Raw genomic sequence first — 26,135 nt, 5'->3', positions numbered from 1 at the left:
ATAATTGCTATATTTGCGTCCGCTATCGGGATGTAGCACAGTTGGTAGCGCGCCACGTTCGGGACGTGGAGGTCGGAAGTTCGAGTCTTCTCATCCCGACAACGCCGTCAATATTCCTTCGGGATTATTGGCGGCGTTTCTTTATTTACAGCAAGGCAAGTGCTTTCTATTGCCCCAACAGAAAGCACTTTCTCTGAGTGTATTTTAGTCTTAGGACTGATAAGATCAGGAGGGAAAAGCCTACATGTTTTTGCCGAAAAAGAACTGCATCAGCAGCAAATTCAGCACAAGCAATGCACCTCCCATCAGGACGATCTGACGTTGTTCCGGCTTAGGCAACAGGAAATAGGCGACTATACCGGCCACGAAGATGAGCAATATCAGAAAAGTGATGACGCGTGTAATGCGTGATTTGCGGAGTTTCATTTTCTTATGTCGTTGTTGTTATCAAAGTGAAAAGGGGCGGAGTTTGTAGCCACGGGTGCGAAGTTCCTGTACCAGTCCTTTTGCGCCGATGAGGTGGCCGGCTCCTACAGCTATGAGAGTGGGCTTTGCAGACAGTAGAGCCGGTATCTTTTCCATCCATCGTGCATTGCGCTTATAGACCAAACGCTCCATATCCTGAGGTGTCATATATTGACCTTCGAACACGCTTTCTATCTGCTGAGCCTTATAGTCACTGACAAGTTTTACTAAAGGATTCTGCTTCTTTTGCATATCTCGAATTGTCTTAAGCAAGTCTTGTGCTTGCTCTTTCAGGCCTTTGGAAAAGAGGAGATATTGCATAGCATCCCAAGCCTCATCCTGCGTTTCGAAAAATACCGCCTCTTTTCCGTCAGCGAGTCCATGAACGACAACGCCTACATCCATCGGCTCCTGCCCTTGGAGACGCATAGATTCTAATCCGAGACTGATAAAGAATGAGAGGATAGAGGGGCGGAGGGGTATCTGATCCACAGAACCCATACCGGCGGATTTGAGGAATTGGTTCAATTCCTGTAGCTCTTCAGGAGAATAAAGCATGGCATAAGTGGTATCGCTCGGCAGCATCATGTTTGCTTGCAGGCGCGGCATCAAGGCTGTCAGGGATTCGGGACGAACGTCATGCTCGATGACTACCTGACGGACAGACGCGTATGTATCCTTATAGCCGGAGATACTATCCGTATAAGTATAAGGCACTATATGACAGGTACCGAGTAAATAGCTCGGTTCGGTCAGCCCGTTTCCGGAAATTTCCCACAGGATGACATTGCGTTTGCCGACTTCCTGTGCAGAGACACAGTAACCGATGAGGAGAAAGAGCCAAAAGAGAATCGTTTGTCTTGTCTTCTTCATAATTGTATCAATGTCGTTAGGGGTTATACAATAACATCATTCTCCAATCTGGAAGCAGGGCGGGAACAGGCTTGCAGTGTATGTATCCACTGGCAAGCAACGAGACCGGCCGTTTCCGTTCGCAGGCGACTCTCTCCAAGAGAAACGGGTGCAAATCCGGCAAGCAAGGCAGACTCCACTTCAGACGGAGAGAAGTCTCCTTCCGGCCCTATCAGAATCAGCACATCCTGTCCTGCGCGGTAGAAATCCGACGGATAGCCTCGGCCTTTAGCTATTTCGGCTCGAACGGCTTCGTCCACATAAGCGATAAGGCGAACGGCCGTATTCGAAGTATCGGCTATTACGGTTTGTATCGGGATATTGACTCGAATCACGGGAAAGGAGGCTTTGAGCGACTGCTTCATCGCACTAATTGCGATGCGCTCCAAGCGTTCCGCTTTGATACGTCTACGCTCGGAATGTTCGGATTCGATAAAGACCACTTCGTCCACCCCTATTTCTACTAACTTCTCCAGCATCCACTCCATCCGCTCGCTCTGTTTGGTGGGGGCAATAGCTATGGTAATTCTGCCTCGCCAAGGTTTTTGCCACGACTCCTGTCCGCACACGCTTACATAACAGCTCTTGCGATCGGCAGTTTCTATGACCGCATCGAAGAACGAACCTCGCCCATCGGTCAGACGGAGACGATCGCCTGCCTGCATACGCAGGACGCGCAAGATATGGCCGGCTTCGTCGTCAGGCAGCCTGTCGGACTGCTCTATATCGGGAGCATAGAATAAGGGGAGGGACATACTGAATCATTCTACCATAGTTTCTGTACCAAAAGTAGTCCATTCCTACCGAATAGAACTATCGGCAGTGCTAATGGCGAATCAAGAAACGAAAAAAGGGTACACCGGATTCTTCTCCGATGCACCCCTCCTCTATCCCAAAGGATATAGCCGACAGCTTATTGCGGTCTGACTTTCCGTGCAAATCGGTCATTCACGCTCACCATTACAGCCTCCCCTCCAAGCTGCGTGCGTGGCAACCGAATCGTCACTTCTCTCGCGGTTGAGACAACTTCTCGCAGCAATGCTCCGGACAGAGAATGGATCCGTATCGTATTGGACTGCGATCCGCTCGGGCAAAGGATGCGAACGACGTCGCCTTCGCATGTAATCTGATACGGGCTATCCTGCTGAAGAGCCTCCTGCATAGCAGCCGGTACTTGATGGATCACGCACCCCTGCTCGGGATACTTGACGTAGCTGTTGCCTTCGCTATCCTCGAAACAGATCAATTCGTTCGGGATACCTCCGTCCATCCCCAGAGGATAGGGGTCAAAGCCCTGTGTGTCGCCTATACCCTCGATCCATACGTAGTGTATGTTAGACGCATAAGGATCTTCTCCATCATAGAAACCGTTGATGTAATAGAAACGTCTTTGTTTCCCTGCAAACTCTTGCTGCTCGATTTTGGCAATGATAAATGACACCTCCGGTATGAGTTGGAACGTGTAGTCCTTGAAGACTTGCCCAACGGGTCGGTTATAATCGAACACCTCGTACTCGCCGCTGCTTCCAAAGACGCGGAACACCTTTCCCGTCTCCGGTTCTTCTCGCATAGAGATCGAGGGTAATACAGGATCTTCGGCATTCGTCGGGAGCACATCTATACGTACATATGCTTTGTCATCGATTACAACCGTCTCCACGGCCTTGTATTCATAGGTTCTTTTCTCATGCATAATATCGGGCATACCGGCTGCACCGGTTTTGTGAACCACGTTCCATTTATTGCCCACGGAAACAAGTGGGATTTGCCCCGATCTCGGAGCCGGTGCCGTACGATGCTCTTCGGTGGCAGATTGCTGAGCACACAAAGGGGAGATTGCAGCCCCGACACCCAAGACCGCGGATAGAATTAAGTACTTGGCTCTCATAAACCTTTCATTTTTTTAGGATTGGTTTGACGATGCGTCATAAAGATATAAAAATTGTGTGCCTATTCATAATTTACGAACGGCAATTCGTCAAAATTCCCCACCTTTGCCCTGCACTATCAGGGAAAGAACGATATGAAAAGACTGATAACAACAGGAGCAGCCATTTTACTGGCCGCTACACTATCTGCCTGCAACGGCAATAATACAAGCGACACCCAAGACGATCGGGCTGAACAGGCCGAAACGGTGCAAGCCGATCTCTTCTCGGCCGACTCGGCTTACACCTTCGTGCAGCGTCAGGTGGACTTCGGCCCTCGCATCCCCGGCACAGCTCCGCATCGAGCCTGTGGCGATTGGCTCGTGGCTACGCTCCGCAGCTTTGGAGCCACGGTGCAAGAGCAGACAGCCGACATCAAGGCACACGATGGCACCATGCTGCCCATGCGCAATATCATAGCCTCATACCACCCCGAAGCCACGAGACGCATATTGCTGATGGCTCACTGGGATACCCGGCCGGCCTCCGATCAGGATGCCAATCCGGCTATGCACACAGAGACTTTCGATGGTGCGGACGATGGCGGCAGCGGAGTAGGCGTATTGCTGGAAATAACACGCTATCTGGGACAACAGAAGGATTCGGGCATGGGCATCGACATCGTATTCTTCGACACAGAGGACTACGGCAGCTATGGCGATGACGAATCGTGGTGTCTCGGATCACAGTATTGGAGTCGCAATCCGCACGTAGCAGGTTACAAAGCCGAAGCCGGCATCCTGCTGGATATGGTTGGTGCCGAAGGAGCTACGTTCTATTGGGAGTACTTCTCCAAGAGCTATGCCCCGGGGTTGATCTCTGCCGTATGGCAGACGGCAGCCGAATTGGGATACGGCAGCTACTTCATCCAAGCCGATGGAGGGGCCTTGACGGACGACCATGTACCTGTGATCAAGAATTTGGGGATTCCCTGCATCGATATTATCAATTACTCGTCCAAAAACGAACATGGCTTCGGCGACCACTGGCATACCCAGAGGGACAATATGCAGATCATCGACAAAAATGTACTCGATGCCGTGGGCGAAACAGTCATTCGATATTTGGACGAACAGGCGAAAGCCGCTTCACACTGACTACTCACTCATTAGCTTACCCCATGCCAAGTATAAACGAAATACAAGATCAGATCATCGAGGAGTTCTCCGCCTTCGATGACTGGATGGACCGTTATCAACTGCTAATCGATATGGGCGGTGCCCTACCCGAACTGGACGCTGCGGACAAGGTGCCGGAGAACATTATCGAAGGTTGCCAGAGTCGCGTATGGATAGCAGCCTCCCTGCAAGACGGTAAGGTACACTACCGCGCCGATAGCGATGCCCTCATCGTCAAAGGGATAGTCGCCCTACTGCTACGGATACTGAACGATCAGAAACCGAAGGACATCATTTCGTCCGACCTCTACTTCATTCGCGAAGTAGGGTTGCAAGATCATCTCTCACCGACGCGCTCGAACGGCCTCGTCTCGATGCTCAAGCAAATGCGTTTCTATGCCCTTGCCTTCGAAGGTGGGGAGGCCTGAGCCATGGATGAACATCTGACCGTCATCATAGGAGCCGGACTCACCGGCCTGACCACAGCAGCTTTCCTCAGAGCTGCCGGCAGGCCTGTTCTGGTTTTGGAGCAGTCAGCTCATATCGGCGGACAGATACGCACCCTCCGAAAGGACGGGTTTGTCTTCGAAACAGGGCCGAATACCGGCACGATCTCCTCACCGGAAGTAGCCGAGCTATTCGAGTTGCTCGGATTGGAACCTGAGATAGCCACGCCCGCAGCCGCCAACCGCCTGATATGGAAAGGCGACAGACTGCATCCCCTCCCACGGAACTTTGCCGAGGCTGTCAGTACACCCTTGTTTTCCCTATGGGACAAATGGCGCATCCTCGGCGAACCCTTTCGCCGGAGGGGCGGACAGCCCAATGAAACGGTCGGATCCTTGGCTCGTCGCCGTCTGGGCAAAAGTTTTGTGGACTACGCAGTCGATCCTTTTCTCGGTGGCATCTATGCCGGAGATCCCGACCAACTGGTTACTCGCTTTGCCCTGCCCAAATTGTACGATCTGGAGCAGCAATATGGCAGCTTCGTGCTCGGTGCCATCCGAAAAGCCAAAGAGCCACGAAGCGAACGCGACCGCAAAGCCTCCCGCAAGATCTTTTCCGTGCAAGGAGGGCTGGGTGTCTTGATCGAAACTTTGACGGACTATATCGGACGCGAACACATCCTCACAGAAACGCAAATCCGATACATCAATCACCCGGGAGCACACACCTTCGGCCTTACCTATACGGATGCTTCGGGAGAGGAGCACACCATTCCTTGCCGCCACTTGGTGAGCACGGTGGCAGCGCGCCACATTCCCACGCTATTCGACCACTTCCCGACGGATGAATCAGCCGTGTTCGAGCAGCTCTATTATGCCCCCATGATAGAGGTTGCCGTAGGCTTCCGCCGGAATGTTGCCACACACCTGCCGGCTTTTGGTTGCCTGATCCCTTCAAGGGAAAATCGTCGCATCCTCGGCATCTTGTTCCCTTCGGACTGTTTCCGTGGCAGAGCACCCGAGGGGGGCGCGCTCTATTCCATATTCATGGGCGGGGTGCGGAGTGCTTCGCTCATAGACCTTTCCGATGAGGAGATCAGCACGATTGCAATGGAAGAGCTACGCGATATGCTGCACATACCTCACACCTGCAAGCCGGATATGCTGCACATCTCACGCCACCGCCATGCCATACCGCAGTACTACGCCGATACGGAACTTCGGCTGGACATCATCCGCCGAATGGAAATGCGCTGGCCGGGCTTACATTTAGGGGGTAATATGCGTGGGGGCATAGGTATGGCACATCGTATCTCACAGGGTGTGGAAATGGCTCGAAGTATCATAGAAGAGACAGCTATCGCCGAACGAGCCGCCAAAGGCTGATCAGGGCATTCGCTTTTTCCCTCACCGCGAGCTACACCCCAATCGGCCGGTATTTCTTTTCACCCTGTTCTATATAATCCAACGCATATCTTCCGGACTAATTCATAAGCCCAACAAGCCAAGCAAACTACTGCTCCCCTACCGTATACGTTACGTTCGAGAAAATAGCTATTTGGCGTTCTGAAAAACGTGGCGCGACAATTTTTTCGTTTTGGTTCGGGAAGTAAATTTTTTACGCGCCAGAACGAAAACAATCTCGCGCGTAAATCCTCGAAATCACGTTCCGCAATTTGTCCGATTTCGGTTCCGCTTTTTCAGGATACGGCAGAAGAAAGAATGGAGAGTCGGCAGGAAAAAAATAAGGAGTCAATCTCGTCCTTGACTCACAGTACTCAAGCCTCGCTTTTGAGCGAATCAGCCTTGCTTTTGAGAACGGTAGTAATCGGAGAAAGTGCCGAAAGAACAACCATCGGCAAGAAGAGTATCGATCACAGCCTCCAGTCTGTGGCACATTTTTTCGCCACTGTTATGAGTAACCGTATAGCTCAGTTTGCAGCCGGGTAAACAGCCGATCTCTGCGAACTCCCACGGGTGAAAATAAAGATTGAGATAACTATCACGCCGAACAGTGTGGCGAACCATCCTGATGTACAGGCTGAGGGGAAGATGGTGGAGGGAAAGCCAGAAGAGAGGGAAATGCAATAGAGGCGTTACCGAACTCGGCATCTGCAAGACTCCATACTTGTCGAAATAGGGTAACCTCGGAGCAGAGAGATGATTGTAGCGGCCGGGGATACAAGTCGGATTGAGCGAAGAATTGTACAAGTACCCGGCTTGGGCTATTTCCGCATCGCCAACAGGCATCATGCGTGGCATCCGAAAACCGCAGACATCGGTACCACCCCACAGAGAAGCGAGCTTCTGACGAGACTCGGCAAGGTGCTCTTGGGTGAAAGAGGAGTGAAACACTCCATGAGAGGCCAATTCGTGCCCTTCCGAGTAGATCCTCTTTCGCAGATCCTCCGGCAATGACTCCCAGAAAGTGACGGTACTGAAGAAGGTGGCCCGAACGCCTTTTTTCTTCAGTATATGGAGGATGGCCTCTGTCCCTTGGCGACTGATGCGCAACTGTTCTTCCAAGGGAAAGTCTTTATATCCCTGCTCAATCGGCACATCGAACTCCTCAATATCGAAACTCAAGAGAACCATCTTGCTCTGATCAGTTTGGGGATTTTATAGACTTCACGAAGGATCGTCTTGGCTTTCATTACCGACAGAGAGATGTCGGGACGAATGGAACCGCTGACGACTGCTATACGCACTTTTTTTCTCTTCGCCAGACAGATAAATTCGGTATCGAACAGGAAACTATCTATCCGTGTTTGGAGGAAAACTGAACGTCCCGTTGAGGAGAATCCTTTGAGTCCTCCCTGCGTATCCGTCGTTGGGAGGAAGAAGAATTTGTTTACAAAATGCGAAAAGTCAGAAAGCATTTTCCTCTTAAAGCGAATCCTTTTCCCATAAGATTCCGGCTCTCTACGGGATATAACAACGTCTGCACCTTCCAGAAGGGCTTCTATCACCTGTTTATATGAGTCCGGAGTAAACGGCAGATCATAATCCGTATAGAGCACGAAAGGTGCATCGGTTTGCGCCACGCCATAGCGGACGGCAAAGCCCTTTCCTCTATTCTTGGCGTAGTCGCAATAGACAACTTTCCATCGCGATGCAGCCCAATGCGAGCGTACCTCGTCAGAATGGCCTTCATTGCTCCCATCGGGTACGATGAATATGCGGAAAGTCACGTCCGGCATACTATCGGACAAGGCTGTCAAGCGAGATATAGTCTCTCGCTCCCATCCCTGACCGGGACGATATGCCGGCAGTACCACATCAATTCTGATCATAAGCCAAAGAGGAGGATGTGTCCGCTTGGGTAGGAAGATACTGCGTGCAAAGCAACTCTATACTCAACCGTATCCAAACCAAGGTCGGGAATAGAGCCTTCAAGGCGTATGGAAGCACGATATTCTTGCGAAGAGCTGCCGGGAACAGATCGGTAGGAGACAAAGAGGAGAGGAGTAGTGTTCCGACTAAGAGTGTAATATCCAGCCGATCGGGTTTCCCTTTGGGACGATGCACGAACCAAATGCCGACGCCCAACAAGGCTATGATATAAGTACTCGATTCGCTACCGGTACTGAACAAAACGGTGAAAAGCAGGGTCGAAGCCAAAATACTCATTCGGAAGAGTGGAGCCTTGTACTGACTGAATCGGAGGAAAGGAAGAGCGAACAGGATAAGTCCGGGTACTAACAACAGCAAGTCGGAATAGCCGGCACTGCCGGTCATTTTCCTAACCATTCCGAGCAGGGAGACATTTTGATACAGGGAAAACAGATTCTCCCCATTCTTCGTGCCAAGGCTGGCAAACCAATCCACACATTGTTCAAGAGCATAGGAGCCTCCTCCAAAGAGCATCGGCAGGATACCGATCAGACCGAACCATGCAAAAAGCCAAGCCAAATAGCGGCCTTTTCTTTTCACAAAGGGGAAGAAAGCCAATCCGACGATACCATACAGTTTGGTCAGAGTCCCTAAAACGATGAAAAGCGTTGCTGCCCATTCCTTTTTCTTTTCCACAAAAGCAAAGCTGAGCAGAATACATGCTCCTATGAGGATGTTGAACTGCTGCATACACAACGCCGTGTACAGGTCAAGGAAAGCAATCCACAGGATGGCAGCCTTTTTCTTTTCGCTCGTGGGTAATTGGCTGACAGCCCAAAGACATCCGGCAACCGAAAAGCACAGCCACAGCAGCATCCCTATGAAGGAAGGCAAAAGGGCAAAAGGAGCAAAAAGGATAGGGAAGACAGGGCCGTAGAGAAAGACATCGTGATGCTCTGCCGGATAGGCCGAATAGAGCGACTGATGTCGGGAGAAATGATAGAAAGAGGAGCGGAATATGGTATAATTATTGTGCCTGTGCGGAGCCGCTTTCGTAATGGCAGATACGATGGCAGCTATCCACCACAATAGAGGAATGCTGTTTTGGAAAGAAAGCCTCGGTTTTAATCGCATTAAGATTTTGGTTTTTGGGAGAAAGATCGGAGGATCGGCTGTTATTCTTCCTTGCGGATCACTGATCGGATTTTTTCGACAAGGAGGGAGAGTGCCACCGAATTGAATCCACCTTCGGGAATGATCAGATCGGCATACCGCTTGGATGGCTCCACAAAATCCTCGTGCATAGGCCGCACCGTACTGAAGTACTGTGCCAATACCGAATCCATATTGCGTCCCCGTTCTTGGACATCGCGTACAAGGCGGCGCGCCAAACGAATATCCGCATCGGTATCGACGAATACTTTCACATTCATCAGATCCCGCAGCTCTTTGTTTTCGAATATCAGGATTCCATCCAGCACGATTACTTTGGCAGGACGGACGGTTACTTTTTCTTTCAGACGATTGTGCTCTACGAAAGAATATACAGGGCGCTCTATCGTTTTGCCTGCTTTCAGGGAGAGAATATCTCGGACGAACATGTCCGTGTCGAAAGCATTGGGGTGGTCGTAGTTCAGCTTCTTTCTTTCCTCAAGGGAAAGGTGGTCATTGGCCTTGTAATAGTAGTCATGACAGAGCACAAGTACATCTTCCTCCACGAAAGCCTCACAGAGCTTTTTCACCAATGTACTCTTGCCGGAAGCACTTCCGCCGGCTACTCCTATTATCGTCGTATTCATTACCATCCCTCCTCCAAAAGGGCGTGTCGCAACACGCAGTTATCATTCATTACACTTACAGGACACCATTCTGCTTGAATACCTTATGCAGCTTTTCGATGGCAAAGTCGAGTTGCTCTTTCGTATGCGTAGCCATGAGCGAAAAGCGAATAAGGGTGTCGGACGGAGCTACCGCCGGAGAGACCACGGGATTGACAAATACCCCTTCTTCGAAAGCGTCTCGGGTTATTTGGAATGTCTTCTCGTTGTTGCGGATAAAAAGCGGGATAATAGGTGTCGATGTGTGGCCTATTTCAAAGCCGAGAGAGCGGAACGCGTTCAATGAGTAGTGCGTCAGCTCCCACAATCGGGCCAAACGCTCCGGTTCGCTAAGCATAATGTCCAGAGTAGCTGCCGCCGCTGCCGTAGAGGCCGGCGTACAGCTGGCACTGAAAATATAGGATCGGGCGTGGTGGCGCAGGTAGTTGATAACGCTCTTATCGCCTGCAATGAATCCTCCGAGCGAAGCGAAAGATTTGCTGAAAGTACCCATGATCAAGTCCACTTCGTCGGTCAGACCGAAGTGATTGCAGACGCCGCGTCCATGGTCGCCCATCACACCGATACCGTGAGCTTCATCGACCATCACATTGGCGTTGTATCGCTTGGCGAGGCGAACGATTTCGGGCAAATTGCAGACATCGCCCTCCATACTGAAGACACCATCTACCACAATCAGTTTGATCTTGTCCGGATCGCACTGCTGGAGTCGCTTCTCCAGAGAGCCCATATCATTATGCTTGTACTTCAGCTTCGTGCTGAACGAAAGGCGAATACCCTCGATGATCGAAGCATGATCCAACTCGTCCCAGATGATATAATCCTCGCGGCCGGTGATGCAGGAGACAACGCCCAAATTTACCTGAAAGCCGGTAGAGAAGCTGATGGCATCCTCCTTGCCGACGAACTCGGCCAGCCGTTTTTCCAGTTCGAGGTGAATATCGAGCGTCCCATTGAGGAAGCGAGAGCCGGCACAGCCCGTACCGTACTTCTTCGTAGCTTCGATAGCTGCCTCCTTGACTTTCGGGTGGTTTGTCAGACCCAGATAAGCATTGGAGCCGAACATCAAGACTTTACGACCGTCAATAACGACCTCGGTATCCTGATCGCTTTCGATTTTTCTGAAATAAGGGTAAATACCTGCGGCTTGTGCCTTTTGCGGCTCGGTATATTGAGCCAATTTATCCTGTAACAATTTTCCCATTCGCCTCAAGAGTTAGCTTATTAGGCACAAATGTAAAAAAAAACGGGACGCTGACAGCACAGATTCAGGGCAAGCGTGCAGAGAGGAGGATAGGAAAAGTCTCTTTGGGAAGCCTTCTCCCAAGACATCAAGAAGTATCGGGACGATCCCTTAGGAGTCCCTCCTGAGCCCCCTAAGGAGTCTCCTATGGGATCCCTGAGGAGTGTCGGGAGAGACCCCTTAGGGGTCATGGAGGGGATCCCTAAGGGGTCTCAGGAGAGATCCCTTGGGGATGAGAGCGGGCTGAAAAGAGAAGAGAGAAGAAGGCAGAGTATACCGCAAGGCTTTTCGATGGAGATCTTGCGAGAATGTCAAGGAGCTACGCGTCAGTCCTGTGCGATATAAAACTCCTTATCCGCTTCCGAGAAGCACACGATAGTGACGTCGATGGGGCGATCTGCAATAATCTCCTCGATAGTGGCCAAAGCAATGCGAGCAGCCTGATGCTTAGGATAACGGTAAACGCCGGTACTGATGCAGGGGAAGGCAATGGTTTTCAACCCCTTGTCCAAGGCTATGGACAGCGATGTACGGTAGCAGGAAGCCAATAGATCCGGCTCTCCTTGTTGTCCGCCATGCCACACAGGGCCTACGGTATGAATAACGTATCGCGCCGGCAGATTGTATCCTCCCGTTATTTTGCTTTCTCCCGTAGGACAACCGTTGAGAGTGCGACACTCCTCCAGCAGTTCGGGACCGGCTGCTCGGTGAATGGCTCCGTCCACTCCCCCACCACCCAAAAGGGTATGATTCGCCGCATTGACAATGGCATCCCCTTCGAAGCGAGTAATATCGCCTACCGTGATTGTTATCTTTCCCATAGTGCTATTTTCGTTTATGCCCTGAACGGGCGTGATGTCGTGTTTTATCAAGCAGCCGGTCCCGACCTTGATACCGAAGGCTTATTCCATGCCCTCCATGGATTCGAGCACAAGCGTCGTACCATCCCAAACGGCATAGGAGTTGTACCGAATCCAATCGCCAAGGATCAGGACACGCTTCTCGTCGCGCAATGCCATATCGACCAGCATATGCCGATGGCCGAAAATATAGAAATCCACTTCGGGATGTCGGGTACTATGCTCTTTGACAAAGCGAATCAGCCATTCGTTTTCTATATCGAAGTAGTCATTGCTGTAGGCGTGGGGGATATTGCCGAGTGTCTTTCGCTTCTCTCCGCTACGTCTGCTTTTCAGTGAAATGCCATAGGCCAAACCGACCGTCCAGCGAGGATGCACGGCTGCATAAAGGAGGCGTGCCAACGGATTGCGGAAGAGCCGGTACATGCAGTCGTACGAACGCTTCACAGACCGATACTCCTCATCTCCATGCGCCAAGCGAAAGAGCTTGCCGGACAACTCCACCGTAATGCCATGCATATGGACATGAGCACCCAGCTCCTGGGTCAAATAATCCGTCAGCCATACGTCGTGATTGCCGGCAAAGAAATGTATCTCCACCCCCTCATCGCTCAATTCGGCTACTTTCCCGAGGAAACGTGTGAAGCCACGAGGCACCACATACCGATACTCGAACCAATAGTCGAACATATCACCCATGAAGTAGATAGCCTTGGCCTCATGGCGAATACGCTCCAACCAAGCAGCCAAACGCCTCTCCACAGCCATGGGATCGGCATGATGGCGCGAACCGAGATGGGCATCGCTGGTAAAGTAGATCTTGGAACGCATGGGGGAATTCGATTCGGAGCCGAAGTTTTTAGAGGAATCCAAGCTCCAGCATGGCTTCCTCGCTCATCATGTCCTTACTCCATTCGGGTTCGAAGGTCAGGTCTATCTTTACCCCCTTGACGCCCTTCACGCTTTCCACCTTCATGCGAACATCCTCTATGATGAAGTCCGCTGCAGGACAATTCGGTGCCGTCAGCGTCATGGTGACGGTAACAAACCCGTCGGCTCCTACATCCACATTATATATCAACCCCAGATCGTACACATTGACCGGTATTTCGGGGTCGTATACTGTACGCAACATGCGAACAATATCCTCTTCTATCTGCAAAAATTCGTTGTTCATCGCTCAAAAAACTTCGTTTGTCAAACTGCATCGCTACCGGATGCCGGCAGCCTTTGTCAGGTCAAGTGCCATACAGCGGTGTTGTCTTTCAATCCAACATCTCCCTGTATTTCTTGTCTATGTCCTTACGAGCGGCATCGGTAGGCTTGAAGCTGTCCGAGTTTTCCATCGCTGCGATAGCCTGCTCATCTTTGGCATCGATCGATTCGGGGATATAGACATTGACATTCACCAGTTGGTCTCCCGTACCGTAGCCGTTTACGCTGGGCAACCCCTTGTTGCGCAAGCGCAGCATCTTGCCCGGTTGTGTCCCCGCCTCGATGCGGATCTTGGCTCGTCCGTCTATCGTCGGCACTTCCACACTGCCTCCTTTTATAGCCAACGGAACGGATATAAGCAGATTGTATATCAGATCATTGCCATTGCGGATCAGATTCGGATCCGGCTCCTCGGCGATCACGACTATCAGGTCGCCATTCACGCCTCCTCGGGGCGCGGCATTTCCCTTGCCGTTCACGGACATTTGCATCCCCTCGGCTACACCCGCAGGAATATGGAATGAGATCACCTCTTCGCCGATCTCCACACCTTCACCCTTACACTTCGAGCATGGCTTCGTGATGATCTCCCCCTCTCCGTGGCAAGTGGGACAGGTACTCTGGGTCTGCATGGCTCCGAGGAAAGTGTTGCTCACGCGCGTAACCACGCCGGATCCATGACAGGTCTGGCAGGTAGTCTTGCCATTAGCATCTTCCGTGCCATCGCCACGACATTTGCTGCATACTACCTGCTTCTTCACCTTCACTTTCTTCTCCACACCTTTACTTATATCGGCCAAAGAAAGCTTCACTCGTACACGCAGGTCAGACCCTCTGCGAACGCGTCTGCGACTGCCGCCGCCCATATCGGAGAATCCACCAAAACCACCGAATCCGCCGAACAGATCACCGAAGCGGCTGAAAATATCCTCCATGGACATACCGCCTCCGCCGAAACCTCCACCGGCAGCTCCACCCAATCCGGCATGTCCGAACTGGTCGTATCGACTGCGCTTCTGCGGATCGCTCAGGACGTCGTAAGCTTCGGCTACCTCTTTGAAGTGCTCTTCGGCCTCCTTGTCTCCCGGATTCTTGTCCGGATGGTATTGGATAGCCTTCTTGCGATATGCTTTTTTCAGTTCATCATCGGTGGCATTCTTCGACACACCGAGGACTTCGTAATAGTCTCTTTTTTCTGCCATCTCTTATCCTTGTTCGTTCTGCTCCGATTCGTCGATGGGGGATTTATTCTCCCACCACCACATGAGCGTGACGTATCACTTTGTCGTTGAGCGTATAGCCCGTCTTCACACAGTCTATTACCTTACCTTTCTGCTCGGCCGAGGGTGCCGGGATCATGGCTACGGCATCGCATAGGTCGGCATCGAATGGCAGGTCTGCGGTTTCTATCTTCTTGACTCCCTGCTTCTGCAGATAGTCCATGAACTTGCTGTAGATCAGCTCCACTCCTTCTTTGATAGCGGCAGGCTCCGACATGTCGCCCAAATTGTTGAGAGCGCGCTCGAAGTCGTCGATCACGGGCAGCAGATCCACGAGTACCTTTTCTCCGCCATTGCGGATAAGCTCGCTCTTTTCCTTGAGTGTCCGTTTGCGGTAGTTGTCATACTCTGCCATCAAACGCAAATGGGTGTCGTTAAGGGCAGCCAGCTGAGCCGTGAGTTCCTCCACCGGGTCTGCCACCTTGTCCTCTTCTTCGGTTGCAGAGGTATTGCCGAGGTCATTTTCGTGACTGTTTGTCAGTTGTTCGTCCCTTTCGATATCCTGTTCGGGCTGAGGCGTTTGTTCGCGATTGTTTTTTTGCTTGTTCATTATATTGCTTTCACTTTTTTATTTCATTCATTACCAGCATGTTGATGCAGTCGAAAAGGGTTATTCACCCTTTATCGACACAAATGTACACTGTATTAACTACAAAAACCGCTCCACCTTTATATTGACGGCTCCGAACAAATAAACACCCGAATCATGTTGATTTCAGAAAATCACCCAAATTAAGCTGATTTTCTGACGCTATTACCAGTTTGCGAGAGCAGCCGGGCCATCGCATTTCAAAGTTTATACTGTATCCTTGGCCTCTTTCTTCTATAATTTGGGACTCTAGTACATTAATGCGTACTTGTTTTGATAACCGGACGTAGCAATCGTTAGGNGTATCCTTGGCCTCTTTCTTCTATAATTTGGGACTCTAGTACATTAATGCGTACTTGTTTTGATAACCGGACGTAGCAATCGTTAGGTTTATAAGTGTGTTAACAGTTCAAATACGATTGCCCTGGAGAGCAGCAATTACGATTCCTTGTGGTTTAGACTTTTCGCTATATTTGCTCCCCGATAGAGGCTGTGATGGGAAGCTGAATCTCGCTACCGAAGAGCTTTCGAAAGAATGAAAATGCTTTAACAAACGACTAAATGACAATAAATTATAAACACAGAAACAACCGACTACAGGCCGACTCCGGTCAGTATTCTCACCTCAACGGCTATATTCGACCTCGGAGCATCTGAATAGAGGAGAAATAGCCTCAGGCAAATAAACAAGAGCAGCCCCTCATTCGGGGACTCGAAAGATAAGGCACCCGCGAAGTTTCTTATAAACTTGGCGGGTGCCTCTTTGTTTATAGCCTTCTACAAAAGCTTTTTGGACACTCTGATTTATATACAAATGACTTTCGAACTATATATTAATTAGAAACGATTTATATATAAATAGGAAACGATCTATATACAAATCGAAAATAGTTTATATATAAATGGCAATTCCACCTTATAGAAAGCAGGTTACGCCTTCCCAAGACTCGCTTAACCATCTCTTTCATCTCGAAAACCTCTTCCTTTCTGGTGCTTATTTGGAATGATTCTAAACACTTCTTCGGTGTTGAAAAGTTTTTTGGCGCGTATTTTTCATAGAGAAGCGAAGGCCCTCATGCATCCGATAAGATGGATTTCGGACACCTTCATAGACACTTCGGAGCGACTGATGGTTCTTTGTCGACCACAAAGCTAATACCATACTTTTCAGACAACACACAGCGGGGAAAACCTTGCTTTTTTGGCTTATAAATCGTTTCTTTGAAGTCCCAAAATGAGACCTCTTTACAGTTCGAGACTTCTCCTTTGGGGATTCGTCATACTACTATAATACCCTTTTCAAAAAATGAAAAAAACGCTCGTAATAGTCGTTCACCCCGATTTGACCAAATCCGTTATCAACAAGGCTTGGGCCAAAGCCATCGAGGGTGCAGCCACTATCCACCACCTCTACGAACAGTATCCGAACGGACAAATCGATATAGCACATGAGCAGGCCCTGCTGGAGGCTCATGACCGCATCGTCTTCCAATTCCCCCTCTATTGGTATGCAGCCCCCTATCTGCTGAAGAAGTGGATGGATGAGGTCTTCACCGACGGCTGGGCTTACGGCGCCGGTGGGGACAAGATGGAGGGTAAAGAAATCTGCGCGGCAGTCTCCTGTGGATCGCCCGAATCGGCTTTTGCCGAAGGAGCACAGCAGTGCCATACGCTGCGAAGCTACCTGAATGTATTCGACGGAATAGCTGCTTTCCTGCGTGCTCGATTCACCGGCTACCATGCCTGCTACGACTCCTACAATCCTCGCCTGCCGGAAATGCTGCCGGCCAACTGCGAAGCCTATCTCCGCTTTATCAAAGGAGAATGAATACAGAGGTAATAGCCATCATCCCAGCTCGATACGCTTCCAGCCGATTCCCGGGCAAACCACTGGCCGATATGCTCGGCAAGCCGATGATCCAACGGGTATATGAGCGAATAGCCGGTGTCGTCCCCCGAGCCGTCGTAGCCACCGATGACGAGCGTATCCGTCAGGCCGTGGAGGATTTCGGAGGAGAGGTGGTGATGACGTCCCCCGAGTGCAGTAGCGGTACGGAACGCTGTCGGGAGGCATTCGACAAAGTAGGTCGGGGAGAAAAGATCGTCCTGAATCTGCAAGGCGATGAACCTTTTGTCCGGGAGGAACAGATCGACCTGCTGATTTCGGCTTTCGACAAACCGGAAACCGATATAGCTACGTTGGCAGAAGTTTTCTCGCCTGACACGAGCTTCGAGCGATTGGACAATCCGAACAGCCCGAAGATCGTATTGGATCATGGAGGCTATGCCCTTTATTTCAGCCGCTCCGTTATCCCATATCTCAGGGGGGTAGAGCCTGACACTTGGTGCCGCCGGCATACTTACTACAAGCATATCGGGATCTATGCCTTTCGCCCGGCCGTCCTCCGCGAGATCACCTCGCTGCCCCAAGGCTCGGCAGAGCAAGCCGAAAGCCTCGAACAGCTTCGTTGGCTGGAATACGGCTACCGGATTCGAGTGCTGCAAACACAGCAGAGCACGATAGGAATCGATACGCCGGAGGATATGGACAAGGCCATATCCTATCTCCGTTCGCTGGGTATGGAATGACGCATCTGCGACACTATATATAATATAGAATATATAGGATGAGATGATTGACGATCTGACTCGAGAGAGGATACTCGATGCGGCCAATATCGTAGAGGTCGTAAGCGACTTTGTTTCGCTCCGCAAGCGTGGCGTGAACTACCTCGGCTTGTGTCCTTTCCATAGCGATCGCAATCCTTCGTTCTCCGTATCGCCGGCAAAGAACCTCTGCAAATGCTTCGCCTGTGGCGAAGGAGGTTCGCCTGTTCATTTCATCATGAAAATCGAACAGCTCAGCTATAGCGATGCCCTGCGTTATCTGGCGCGTAAATACGGGATCGAGATTCACGAACGGGAGCTGACCGATGAGGAGAAGAAACTCAAGAGCGATAGAGAAAGCATGTTTATCCTCAATGAGTTTGCCAACGACTTCTTCAAGAACAACCTTCTCAATACCGTCGAAGGCCGGACCGTCGGGATGACTTACTTCCGCCAAAGAGGTATTCGTCCGGAGACCGTACAGAAGTTCCAGCTCGGCTATGCACCCGAAGAGAGGTCGGCTCTCAGTGACGAAGCTATACGAAAAGGGTTCAAGCCCGAATACTTGGTCGATACAGGGCTTTCCATCCGATACGAAGACAACAAGGCCTTACACGACCGTTTCCGTGGACGAGTCATTTTCCCCGTACAGACCGTAAGCGGCAAGATCGTAGCCTTCGGAGGAAGAATTTTAGGGAAGAAAGACAAGGCCGCCAAGTATGTCAATTCTCCCGAAAGCATCATCTACTCGAAGAGCAAAGAGCTGTATGGGCTATTCCTGGCCAAGAAAGAGATTGCTCGCCGAGACAAGTGCTTCCTTGTCGAGGGTTATACGGATGTCATTTCGATGCATCAGTCCGGCATCGAAAATGTGGTGGCTTCCTCCGGAACGGCTCTGACACAGCAGCAGATCAACCAGATACACCGCTTTACCTCGAATATCACAGTTCTATACGATGGTGATGCAGCCGGGATCAAGGCAGCTCTGCGTGGTATCAACCTGCTACTGGAGCAAGGCATGCACGTGAAAGTGGTTCTCCTGCCTGATGGAGAAGACCCTGACAGTTTTGCCCGCAATCATACCGTAGCGGAGTTCGAGGAGTATATCGAGCAGCATGAAACGGATTTTATCCGCTTCAAGACACAGCTCTACTTGAGCGACATGGAGCGTGACCCCATCCGAAGAGCACAGCTCATTACCGACATTATCGGCAGTATTGCTCTGATCCCCGACGACATCACACGCCGTGTCTATGTCCAAGAAACAGGGCAAACCCTCAGTATGGATGAGCGGCTATTGGCTCGCGAAGTCCAGAAGATGAGGTTCCGCGGGAGTACGTACTCCGCCCCACAACCCACCATCCAACAGCCGGCGATTACTTCTGAGAGGAAAAACGATTCGGACAACCCCGTAGGCGCGGAAGACCATAGTACCGAAACTCCAGCCGATACTCGTTCGGCAGAGGTGGGGCAACCCTGCTATCCGGCCAAATATGAAGAGGAACTGCTCCGTCTGATCATTCGCCATGGCGAAAGAAAACTCCTCATATACAGGCATGAAGAAGGAGCGGAAAAGCAGACTCCATCGGAGGTCACCTTGGCTTATTACATCAAATCGGACTTGAATGCGGATGGAGTAGATATTGGCACCGACGTGTTCAGACAGATTCTCGATGAGGCTGCCGAACAATCGTTCGACAGTGGTTTTGTAGCAGCCAAGTACTTCAGAGATCACCCCAATGCACAGATCAGTCATATTGCGGTCGAGCTACTGACCGATCGCTATGCTTTGAGCCGTATTCACTATGGAAAAGGGGAGGAGAGCAATGCGGAAGAAGACCTTCAGATGCGAGTGGAACGCGAACTTCTCACCATCAAAAATGTTTTTATTCAGGTACAAATCCGTGCTTTGCAGAAAGAAATCGTACAAGCTCAAAAAGCCGGCGACATCGAGTTGCAATTAGAAATAATGAACGAACTGCGCAGCATGAACGAAATGAAAAGCGAGTTGGCGCGTCGTCTGGGGGATCGCACCGTATTGCCCTGATTGACAGGGATAATATGGGCTACTTCGACCTGAAAGAATCTTGTGTCGGATCGACTTCGTCACAACGGCACGAGGTCAAAACATGCTAAAGAACATTTTCCCGGCACAAAAAGGACGTGAACGATCGAAAAAACCGCCTTTATAGGTATCAGGAGGGAAAGAATACCTATCTTTGGGGCGTCAAGATTACTCACTTTTAGGTATTCGAAGTCCTTATTAAAAAGATAACTATAATGGCAAAAATCAGAGGAGCTGTGGTCGTTAATACCCAGCGTTGCAAAGGTTGCAATCTATGTGTAGTGGCTTGCCCGACAAAAGTGCTGGAGCTACACCCGAATGAAGTCAATGACAAAGGCTATCATTACTCTTATATGAAAGATCCCGAAAGCTGTATCGGCTGCACCAGCTGTGCAACGGTATGCCCGGATGCATGTATCACGGTGTACAAAGTGAAATTGTAACAAAAAAAACAGAGAAAAAATATGACAGAAGAAATAAGGCTGATGAAGGGCAATGAAGCCCTTGCACACTCAGCAATACGTAACGGTGTGGATGGCTACTTCGGCTATCCTATCACTCCGCAGTCTGAAGTTATGGAAACGCTCATGGAGGAGCATCCATGGGATACGACCGGTATGGTTGTCTTGCAGGCAGAGAGCGAAGTCGCTGCCATCAACATGGTTTATGGCGGTGCCAGTTGCGGCAAGATGGTGATGACCTCTTCCTCCAGCCCGGGTATGAGTCTCAAGCAAGAAGGAGTGAGCTATTGTGCCGGTGCCGAATTGCCCTGCTTGATTGTAAATGTTATGCGTGGAGGCCCCGGCTTGGGAACGATCCAACCCGGACAGGCCGACTATTTCCAATCTGTCAAGGGTGGCGGACACGGTGACTATCGTCTGATCACATTGGCACCCAACTCCGTACAGGAGATGGTCGACTTCGTTGGCCTCGGACTGGAGCTGGCATTCAAGTACCGCAATCCTGCACTCATCCTTTCCGACGGTATCATCGGTCAGATGATGGAAAAGGTGATATTGCCTCCGTTCAAAAAGCGTCGTACCGAAGACGAAATCCGCGAGCAATGCCCGTGGGCAACTCTCGGTCGCAAGGGAGGTCGTCAGCCGAATATCATTACCTCTCTCGAGCTTGATTCGGCGGTTATGGAGCAGAACAATCTCCGCTTCCAAAAGAAATATGCAGAGATCGAAGCCAATGAAGTTCGCTACGAAGAGTATCAGACGGAAGATGCCGACTATATCCTCGTTGCATTCGGATCTTCTGCACGTATCTGCAACAAAACGGTACAGCTCGCACGCGAGCAGGGTATCAAGGCAGGTATCTTGCGTCCGATTACCTTGTGGCCGTTCCCGACCAAAGAGATCGCCAAGCTGGCCGATCGTGCCAAAGGCTTCCTTGTGGCAGAGCTGAATGCCGGTCAGATGGTAGAAGATGTTCGTTTGGCCGTAAACGGCAAGGTTCCCGTAGAGCACTATGGTCGTATGGGCGGTATGCTCTTCTCTCCTGATGAGATTCTGCAAGCACTCAAAGAGAAAGTAATCAAATAAGTAGAGAATATAGTCCGAGAATGGATCTCAAGAAAGTCAACGGCATACTGACGATAGCCTTCTATCTCCTGCTGGTACTTACGGTGGCCATGTTCCTGTTTTACAGACAGACAGAGCAGAGGTGGCTGTATCTGATACCGGGGTTTGCAGCTGTAGCAGTCAGGGTGACGGGATATTTCATCAGTTCATTCAAACGCTAATAACACAGTTATCACAATGGAAATCAACGATATTATCAAACCGGAAAACCTGGTTTACGCTAAGCCGACTTTGATGAACGACACGGATATGCACTATTGTCCGGGTTGTAGCCACGGAGTCGTACACAAACTCATCGCAGAGGTAATCGAAGAAATGGGTTTGACGGAAGAAACTATCGGCATCGCTCCCGTAGGATGCTCAGTATTCGCCTATCGCTACATCGATATTGACTGGCAAGAGGCTGCCCACGGCCGCGCACCGGCTCTGGCTACGGCAGTAAAGCGTCTGAATCCGTCTAAGCTGGTATTTACATATCAGGGCGATGGTGACTTGGCCGCCATCGGAACAGCCGAGACCATCCATGCAGCCAACCGAGGAGAAAACATCGCCATTATATTCATCAACAACGGTATCTACGGTATGACCGGAGGTCAGATGGCCCCGACTACCCTTGAAGGTATGGCTACGGCTACTTGCCCTCAAGGAAGAAACGTAGAGCTGAACGGCTATCCGCTGAAGATTGCCGATATGCTTGCTTTGCTCGATGGTACTTGTCTCGTAACGCGCCAGACCGTGCACAACGCAGCAGCTGTTCGCAAGACGAAGAAGATGATCCAGAAGGCATTCGAAAACTCTATGAACAGAAAGGGTACTTCTATTGTCGAAGTTGTTTCTACATGCAACACTGGCTGGAAGATGAGCCCTGCAGCATCCAATGACTGGATGATGGAGAACATGGCTAAACAGTATCCTCTGGGAGATCTTAAGAATATCGACTAACCTCCCATTCAAACAAAAGAAAAGTATCATGACTTACGAAATTGTAATTGCAGGTTTCGGAGGACAAGGTGTCCTCTCAATGGGTAAGATCCTTGCTTACTCCGGTTTGATGGAAGACAAAGAGGTATCTTGGATGCCTTCATACGGACCCGAACAGCGTGGGGGTACATCGAATGTGACGGTGATCGTGAGCGACGAACAGGTAAGCTCGCCGGTTCTCAATGAATACGACATTGTGATCGTACTGAACCAGCCTTCGCTCGATAAGTTCGAGCCGCGCGTTAAGAAAGGCGGTATCTTGGTTTACGATCCGGACAGCATCGTACTCAAGAATAAGCGCGACGATATTCAAATCTATGAAGTGGATGCTACACAAGAGTCGCTCCGCATGGGTAACCAAAAGGCATTCAACATGATTGTCCTCGGCGGTGTTCTCAAGGTTGCTCCGATGGTTAAGATCGAAAGTGTGATCAAGGGTCTGAAGAAGACACTGCCCGAACGTCACCACAAACTCATCCCGATGAACGAGCAAGCCATCCAACGCGGTATGGAGATCATCAAACAGATACACTGATCCGAAAGAGACAATCTAATTCGATCAACACATATACAATAAAGAGACTGTGCCGGAATATCATTTTCGGCACGGTCTTTTTTTTACATTTGTATAATAAGACCACATTGTAGATTGAAAATAGATTATGGAGCCAAACGTGAGTGCAAAGAATCCCGATATAGAAACGGAAAACAAGGTCTCGATCAGCGAAGAAGAAGCCCTCGTACAGCGGGAATACTCTTTGTTGATTCAAGACTATTTGAACTCCAACCATCGTCGCAAAGTGGAAAAGATCGACAAGGCTTTCCACTTGGCCAAGGATGCTCATGCCGGTGCCAAGCGACGTAGCGGGGAGCCTTATATCCTCCATCCTATTGCCGTGGCGCGGATTGTATGTCAGGAGATAGGGTTGGGATCCACGTCCATCTGTTGTGCCCTGTTGCACGACGTGGTGGAGGATACGGAGTACACCGTGGATGATATGCGCGACATGTTCGGAGAGAAGGTGGCACAGATCGTCGACGGCCTGACCAAAATATCCGGTGAAGTCTTTAGCAATAGCTCCGCACAGGCCGAGAATTTCCGCAAGCTGATTCTGACGATGAATGATGACATCCGCGTTATCCTCATCAAGATTGCCGATCGTTTGCATAATATGCGTACACTGGACTCCATGCTTCCGGCCAAGCAAATGAAGATTGCAGGCGAGACGCAGTACGTCTATGCTCCCTTGGCGCATCGTTTGGGGCTCTTCGCGATCAAGAGCGAGCTGGAAGATTTGAGTTTCAAATACGAGCATCCACAGGAATATGAAGCCATCAAGGAGAAAATCCGCATCACCGAGCAGCATCGTTTAGAGCTATTCGAACATTTTGCGGCCCCGCTCAAACAACGGTTTGCCGGCATGGACATGTCCTATGAGATGAAGGCGAGGGTCAAATCCGTCTATTCCATTTGGAAGAAAATGGAAAAGAAAGGGGTTCCTTTCGAAGAGATTTACGACCTTTTCGCGGTGCGAATCATATTCGAATCTTCAGCTACCGTCCCCGACAAAAACCGCTGCTGGGAGATCTATTCGGCCATCACGGATATATATCGCAATCGTCCCGACCGTATTCGCGACTGGGTCAGCAATCCCAAAAGCAACGGATACCAAGCACTCCACCTGACGGTCATGGGTCCGGATGGCGAGTGGGTGGAAGTCCAGATCCGTAGCCGAAGGATGGATGACATTGCAGAGAAAGGATTCGCTGCCCACTGGAAATACAAGGGCGACAACGTGGAGGAAGATTCGGAACTGGAGAAATGGCTCAGTACCATACAGGAAATACTGGAAAATCCGAACCCGAATGCTCTGGACTTTCTCGATACGATCAAATTGAATCTATTCTCCAACGAGGTAATGGTGTTCACGCCAAAAGGCGAGATCAAACGTCTGCCGCAGGGAGCTACGGCTTTGGACTTTGCTTATTCGCTTCACTCCGATTTGGGAGATCATTGTATCGGTGCCAAGGTGAACCACAAACTTGTTCCACTCAGCTATGTACTCAATAGCGGCGATCAGGTGGAAGTACTTTCGAGTAAGAGTCAGCAGCCCACCGAAGAGTGGTTGCGCTATGTAACTACAGCGCGTGCCAAATCAAAAGTGGATTCCTTCCTCCGACGCAAAAGACGTGAGATGGTCAATCGAGGGGAAGAAAAGGTAGTCAGCGTTATCCGAACATCCGAATCCATGGTCTCTGCCGAACTTTTGGATAGGATCGCAGCCTATTTCGGTTTCCTCAATCGAGAAACATTCTTCTACGCTGTCGGTACAGGTACGGTATCTCTGCCCGAAAGCTTCAAGAAACTGCTTCAGGGAGAGCATAGCGGCAACTTCCTGATGAGGGCTATCCGTTCGGCACTGAAAGCGGGCAAAAGCAACAAAACCTCCTCTCCATCCGGCAAGCCGGCAGAGAAAGAGGATAAGAAAGCTTTCAACACCAAAAAGACTTATATCCTGCAGGAGGACGAATTCTCCCGCAACTATCAGATCGCTGAATGCTGCAAACCTATTCCGGGTGATGATGCTTTTGGATTTATCAACGATGACGATACCGTCGTGGTGCACAAGCGATCGTGCCCGATCGCCATGCGTCTGAAGAGCAGCTTCGGCAATCGCATTCTTTCCACCGAATGGAGCCTGCACAGTCACACCTCGTTCGAAGCCAAACTGGCTCTTAAAGGCATCGACTCCACCGGCATCCTTACTGCCGTAACACAGATTATTTCGGAAGACTTCAACGTCGGCATCAAGCACATACAGCTCACGGCCAAGGATGGTATTTTCGAAGGACAAATCCATCTGCTCGTGCACAACTCCGACGACCTGCTCAAAATTTGCCATCGCCTCCGTCAGAACAAATATGTACAGTCCGTGGGGCGCGTATCCTGATAGCTGAGGGAGTCTGTCTTTTTATCTTCGTTAGTTCCGTGTCACAATGGGGTAAATTCGTGCTGTTTTTGGCGCGAGTTTTGCCGATTGGAAGCTTTTTTGTTACTTTGCAGTCGCTTTGCGTAATCTCTGACAGGAAATAACGTGCGACCTGTGTATATTGCGTTTAGTACTTAGCTAATCCAAAAAGCAATACAAATGGACTTTATTAAAATCGTTAACGAAGAGTTCAAATCAGGAAAAGAACATCCCAAGTTTAACAGCGGTGACACCATCACTGTTGAATATCGTATCAAGGAAGGTAACAAGGAGCGTATCCAGAAGTACCGCGGTGTGGTAATACGCATTAGCGGCCATGGCGACAAGAAGCGCTTCACTGTTCGCAAAATCTCAGACGGTATCGGTGTAGAGCGTATTTTCCCCATCGAAAGCCCCTTCATTGAAAATATCACCGTTGAGAAGTATGGTAAGGTACGTCGTGCCAAGCTGTATTACCTGCGTGGCCTGACAGGTAAGAAAGCCCGTATCAAAGAGCGTCGCGTAGCTCTTCCTGCCAAAGACTAATTGACGGATAGCGATTATTGGGAGAGGAGGCTCCTCGCATAAGGAGAGGATGTATATAGTCATCCCTTAAAAAGCATTTGCAAGAGAGAAGTCATTCATCGATGGTCTCTCGCTTAGCTTTTCGCTTATTATTTTGAGCAGATACAAAAGAGCT

At 50.2% G+C, this 26,135-nt stretch carries 29 protein-coding genes and 1 tRNA gene; 15 read left to right on the top strand and 15 right to left on the bottom strand.

Translation table 11 applies throughout. The annotated features are described in order from the left end of the window. Positions 1-26: 26 nt before the first annotated feature. Positions 27-99 (top strand) — tRNA-Pro (locus HQ50_RS08025). A gap of 141 nt (positions 100-240) precedes the next feature. On the opposite strand, the gene HQ50_RS08020 is transcribed toward HQ50_RS08025, so the two are convergent. The 4 genes from HQ50_RS08020 to HQ50_RS08005 form a co-directional block, all read right to left on the bottom strand. Further along, the gene (locus HQ50_RS08020) at positions 241-426 is read right to left on the bottom strand and encodes a hypothetical protein (protein ID WP_018965864.1); all 186 of its coding nucleotides are present in this window, start codon (positions 424-426) and stop codon (positions 241-243) included. Between the two features lie 21 nt (positions 427-447). Next, positions 448-1,338 (bottom strand): TraB/GumN family protein, encoded by an 891-nt coding sequence (locus tag HQ50_RS08015; protein ID WP_039429569.1) that lies wholly within the window; start codon positions 1,336-1,338, stop codon positions 448-450. Positions 1,339-1,361: 23 nt separating this feature from the next. Beyond that, positions 1,362-2,132, bottom strand: a complete 771-nt coding sequence (locus tag HQ50_RS08010; protein ID WP_039419237.1) for a 16S rRNA (uracil(1498)-N(3))-methyltransferase — start codon at positions 2,130-2,132, stop codon at positions 1,362-1,364. A 158-nt stretch (positions 2,133-2,290) separates the two neighbouring features. Further along, positions 2,291-3,265 (bottom strand): hypothetical protein, encoded by a 975-nt coding sequence (locus HQ50_RS08005; RefSeq protein ID WP_152566917.1) that lies wholly within the window; start codon positions 3,263-3,265, stop codon positions 2,291-2,293. Positions 3,266-3,400: 135 nt separating this feature from the next. Here HQ50_RS08005 and HQ50_RS08000 point away from each other — a divergent pair, with 135 nt between their 5' ends. The 3 genes from HQ50_RS08000 to hemG are packed head-to-tail and all read left to right on the top strand — an operon-like array spanning position 3,401 to position 6,255. Next, on the top strand, positions 3,401-4,402 hold the full coding sequence (locus HQ50_RS08000) for a M28 family peptidase (protein WP_039420618.1): 1,002 nt from the start codon (positions 3,401-3,403) through the stop codon (positions 4,400-4,402). A gap of 23 nt (positions 4,403-4,425) precedes the next feature. Further along, entirely contained in the window at positions 4,426-4,851 is a 426-nt protein-coding gene (locus tag HQ50_RS07995) for a SufE family protein (RefSeq protein WP_039419233.1), read from the top strand. 3 nt (positions 4,852-4,854) lie between these two features. Continuing rightward, positions 4,855-6,255 (top strand): protoporphyrinogen oxidase, encoded by a 1,401-nt coding sequence (hemG, locus tag HQ50_RS07990; protein ID WP_039429563.1) that lies wholly within the window; start codon positions 4,855-4,857, stop codon positions 6,253-6,255. Positions 6,256-6,423: 168 nt separating this feature from the next. On the opposite strand, the gene HQ50_RS12650 is transcribed toward hemG, so the two are convergent. Further along, positions 6,424-6,498 (bottom strand): DUF1661 domain-containing protein, encoded by a 75-nt coding sequence (locus tag HQ50_RS12650; protein WP_369794177.1) that lies wholly within the window; start codon positions 6,496-6,498, stop codon positions 6,424-6,426. Here HQ50_RS12650 and HQ50_RS12645 point away from each other — a divergent pair. Continuing rightward, on the top strand, positions 6,467-6,637 hold the full coding sequence (locus HQ50_RS12645; protein ID WP_152569109.1) for a DUF1661 domain-containing protein: 171 nt from the start codon (positions 6,467-6,469) through the stop codon (positions 6,635-6,637). The genes HQ50_RS12650 and HQ50_RS12645 overlap by 32 nt on opposite strands. Positions 6,638-6,669: 32 nt before the next feature. Here the strand turns inward: HQ50_RS12645 and HQ50_RS07985 are convergent, their stop codons facing one another. The 10 genes from HQ50_RS07985 to HQ50_RS07940 all read right to left on the bottom strand — a co-directional run bounded on the left by HQ50_RS07985 (position 6,670) and on the right by HQ50_RS07940 (position 15,188). After that, positions 6,670-7,464, bottom strand: a complete 795-nt coding sequence (locus HQ50_RS07985) for a polysaccharide deacetylase family protein (RefSeq protein ID WP_039429561.1) — start codon at positions 7,462-7,464, stop codon at positions 6,670-6,672. Beyond that, a complete protein-coding gene (locus tag HQ50_RS07980; RefSeq protein WP_039420624.1) occupies positions 7,452-8,162 on the bottom strand; it encodes a glycosyltransferase in 711 nt (236 codons plus the stop codon). Before HQ50_RS07980 ends, HQ50_RS07985 begins: the two co-directional genes overlap by 13 nt. Further along, the gene (locus tag HQ50_RS07975) at positions 8,149-9,336 is read right to left on the bottom strand and encodes a glycosyltransferase family 87 protein (protein WP_039429558.1); all 1,188 of its coding nucleotides are present in this window, start codon (positions 9,334-9,336) and stop codon (positions 8,149-8,151) included. Before HQ50_RS07975 ends, HQ50_RS07980 begins: the two co-directional genes overlap by 14 nt. Positions 9,337-9,377: 41 nt before the next feature. After that, positions 9,378-10,001: a uridine kinase gene (gene udk / locus HQ50_RS07970; protein WP_018965854.1), complete on the bottom strand. Its 624-nt coding sequence runs from the start codon at positions 9,999-10,001 to the stop codon at positions 9,378-9,380. 55 nt (positions 10,002-10,056) lie between these two features. After that, on the bottom strand, positions 10,057-11,244 hold the full coding sequence (locus HQ50_RS07965) for an aminotransferase class I/II-fold pyridoxal phosphate-dependent enzyme (RefSeq protein WP_018965853.1): 1,188 nt from the start codon (positions 11,242-11,244) through the stop codon (positions 10,057-10,059). Between the two features lie 365 nt (positions 11,245-11,609). Further along, positions 11,610-12,104 carry an O-acetyl-ADP-ribose deacetylase gene (locus HQ50_RS07960; protein WP_026292338.1) on the bottom strand — a complete coding sequence of 165 codons (495 nt, stop codon included), beginning with the start codon at positions 12,102-12,104 and terminating at the stop codon, positions 11,610-11,612. 81 nt (positions 12,105-12,185) lie between these two features. Then, positions 12,186-12,974: a UDP-2,3-diacylglucosamine diphosphatase gene (locus HQ50_RS07955; protein ID WP_039429556.1), complete on the bottom strand. Its 789-nt coding sequence runs from the start codon at positions 12,972-12,974 to the stop codon at positions 12,186-12,188. Between the two features lie 28 nt (positions 12,975-13,002). Further along, a complete protein-coding gene (locus tag HQ50_RS07950; RefSeq protein ID WP_018965850.1) occupies positions 13,003-13,320 on the bottom strand; it encodes a metal-sulfur cluster assembly factor in 318 nt (105 codons plus the stop codon). Between the two features lie 88 nt (positions 13,321-13,408). After that, positions 13,409-14,560 carry a molecular chaperone DnaJ gene (dnaJ, locus tag HQ50_RS07945; protein WP_018965849.1) on the bottom strand — a complete coding sequence of 384 codons (1,152 nt, stop codon included), beginning with the start codon at positions 14,558-14,560 and terminating at the stop codon, positions 13,409-13,411. 43 nt (positions 14,561-14,603) lie between these two features. After that, complete coding sequence (locus HQ50_RS07940; RefSeq protein ID WP_039429553.1) at positions 14,604-15,188, bottom strand: nucleotide exchange factor GrpE; 585 nt, start codon at positions 15,186-15,188, stop codon at positions 14,604-14,606. A 1,345-nt stretch (positions 15,189-16,533) separates the two neighbouring features. Here HQ50_RS07940 and HQ50_RS07935 point away from each other — a divergent pair. The 10 genes from HQ50_RS07935 (at position 16,534) to rplS (ending at position 25,981) form a co-directional block, all read left to right on the top strand. Beyond that, positions 16,534-17,055: an NAD(P)H-dependent oxidoreductase gene (locus HQ50_RS07935; protein WP_039429552.1), complete on the top strand. Its 522-nt coding sequence runs from the start codon at positions 16,534-16,536 to the stop codon at positions 17,053-17,055. Continuing rightward, positions 17,052-17,816 carry a 3-deoxy-manno-octulosonate cytidylyltransferase gene (gene kdsB / locus HQ50_RS07930; RefSeq protein ID WP_039417760.1) on the top strand — a complete coding sequence of 255 codons (765 nt, stop codon included), beginning with the start codon at positions 17,052-17,054 and terminating at the stop codon, positions 17,814-17,816. Before HQ50_RS07935 ends, kdsB begins: the two co-directional genes overlap by 4 nt. A 43-nt stretch (positions 17,817-17,859) precedes the next feature. Beyond that, the gene (dnaG, locus tag HQ50_RS07925) at positions 17,860-19,881 is read left to right on the top strand and encodes a DNA primase (protein WP_039417758.1); all 2,022 of its coding nucleotides are present in this window, start codon (positions 17,860-17,862) and stop codon (positions 19,879-19,881) included. 233 nt (positions 19,882-20,114) lie between these two features. Beyond that, positions 20,115-20,342: a 4Fe-4S binding protein gene (locus HQ50_RS07920; protein ID WP_004583469.1), complete on the top strand. Its 228-nt coding sequence runs from the start codon at positions 20,115-20,117 to the stop codon at positions 20,340-20,342. Positions 20,343-20,363: 21 nt separating this feature from the next. Further along, positions 20,364-21,446, top strand: coding sequence for a 3-methyl-2-oxobutanoate dehydrogenase subunit VorB (locus HQ50_RS07915; protein WP_039417757.1), 1,083 nt, complete (start codon positions 20,364-20,366; stop codon positions 21,444-21,446). Between the two features lie 20 nt (positions 21,447-21,466). After that, entirely contained in the window at positions 21,467-21,646 is a 180-nt protein-coding gene (locus HQ50_RS07910) for a hypothetical protein (RefSeq protein ID WP_039417755.1), read from the top strand. Between the two features lie 16 nt (positions 21,647-21,662). Continuing rightward, entirely contained in the window at positions 21,663-22,427 is a 765-nt protein-coding gene (locus tag HQ50_RS07905; protein ID WP_013815155.1) for a thiamine pyrophosphate-dependent enzyme, read from the top strand. Between the two features lie 28 nt (positions 22,428-22,455). Further along, positions 22,456-23,001: a 2-oxoacid:acceptor oxidoreductase family protein gene (locus tag HQ50_RS07900; RefSeq protein WP_012458509.1), complete on the top strand. Its 546-nt coding sequence runs from the start codon at positions 22,456-22,458 to the stop codon at positions 22,999-23,001. A gap of 127 nt (positions 23,002-23,128) precedes the next feature. Then, complete coding sequence (locus HQ50_RS07895) at positions 23,129-25,417, top strand: bifunctional (p)ppGpp synthetase/guanosine-3',5'-bis(diphosphate) 3'-pyrophosphohydrolase (RefSeq protein WP_039417754.1); 2,289 nt, start codon at positions 23,129-23,131, stop codon at positions 25,415-25,417. 198 nt (positions 25,418-25,615) lie between these two features. Then, complete coding sequence (rplS, locus tag HQ50_RS07890; protein WP_018965269.1) at positions 25,616-25,981, top strand: 50S ribosomal protein L19; 366 nt, start codon at positions 25,616-25,618, stop codon at positions 25,979-25,981. Positions 25,982-26,135 lie beyond the last annotated feature (154 nt).

It is taken from the genome of Porphyromonas sp. COT-052 OH4946 (genome assembly GCF_000765965.1).
GTDB lineage: Bacteria > Bacteroidota > Bacteroidia > Bacteroidales > Porphyromonadaceae > Porphyromonas > Porphyromonas gulae.
The sequence above is the reverse complement of the archived record's forward strand: the minus strand, read 5'-3'. Positions and strand labels throughout refer to the sequence as shown.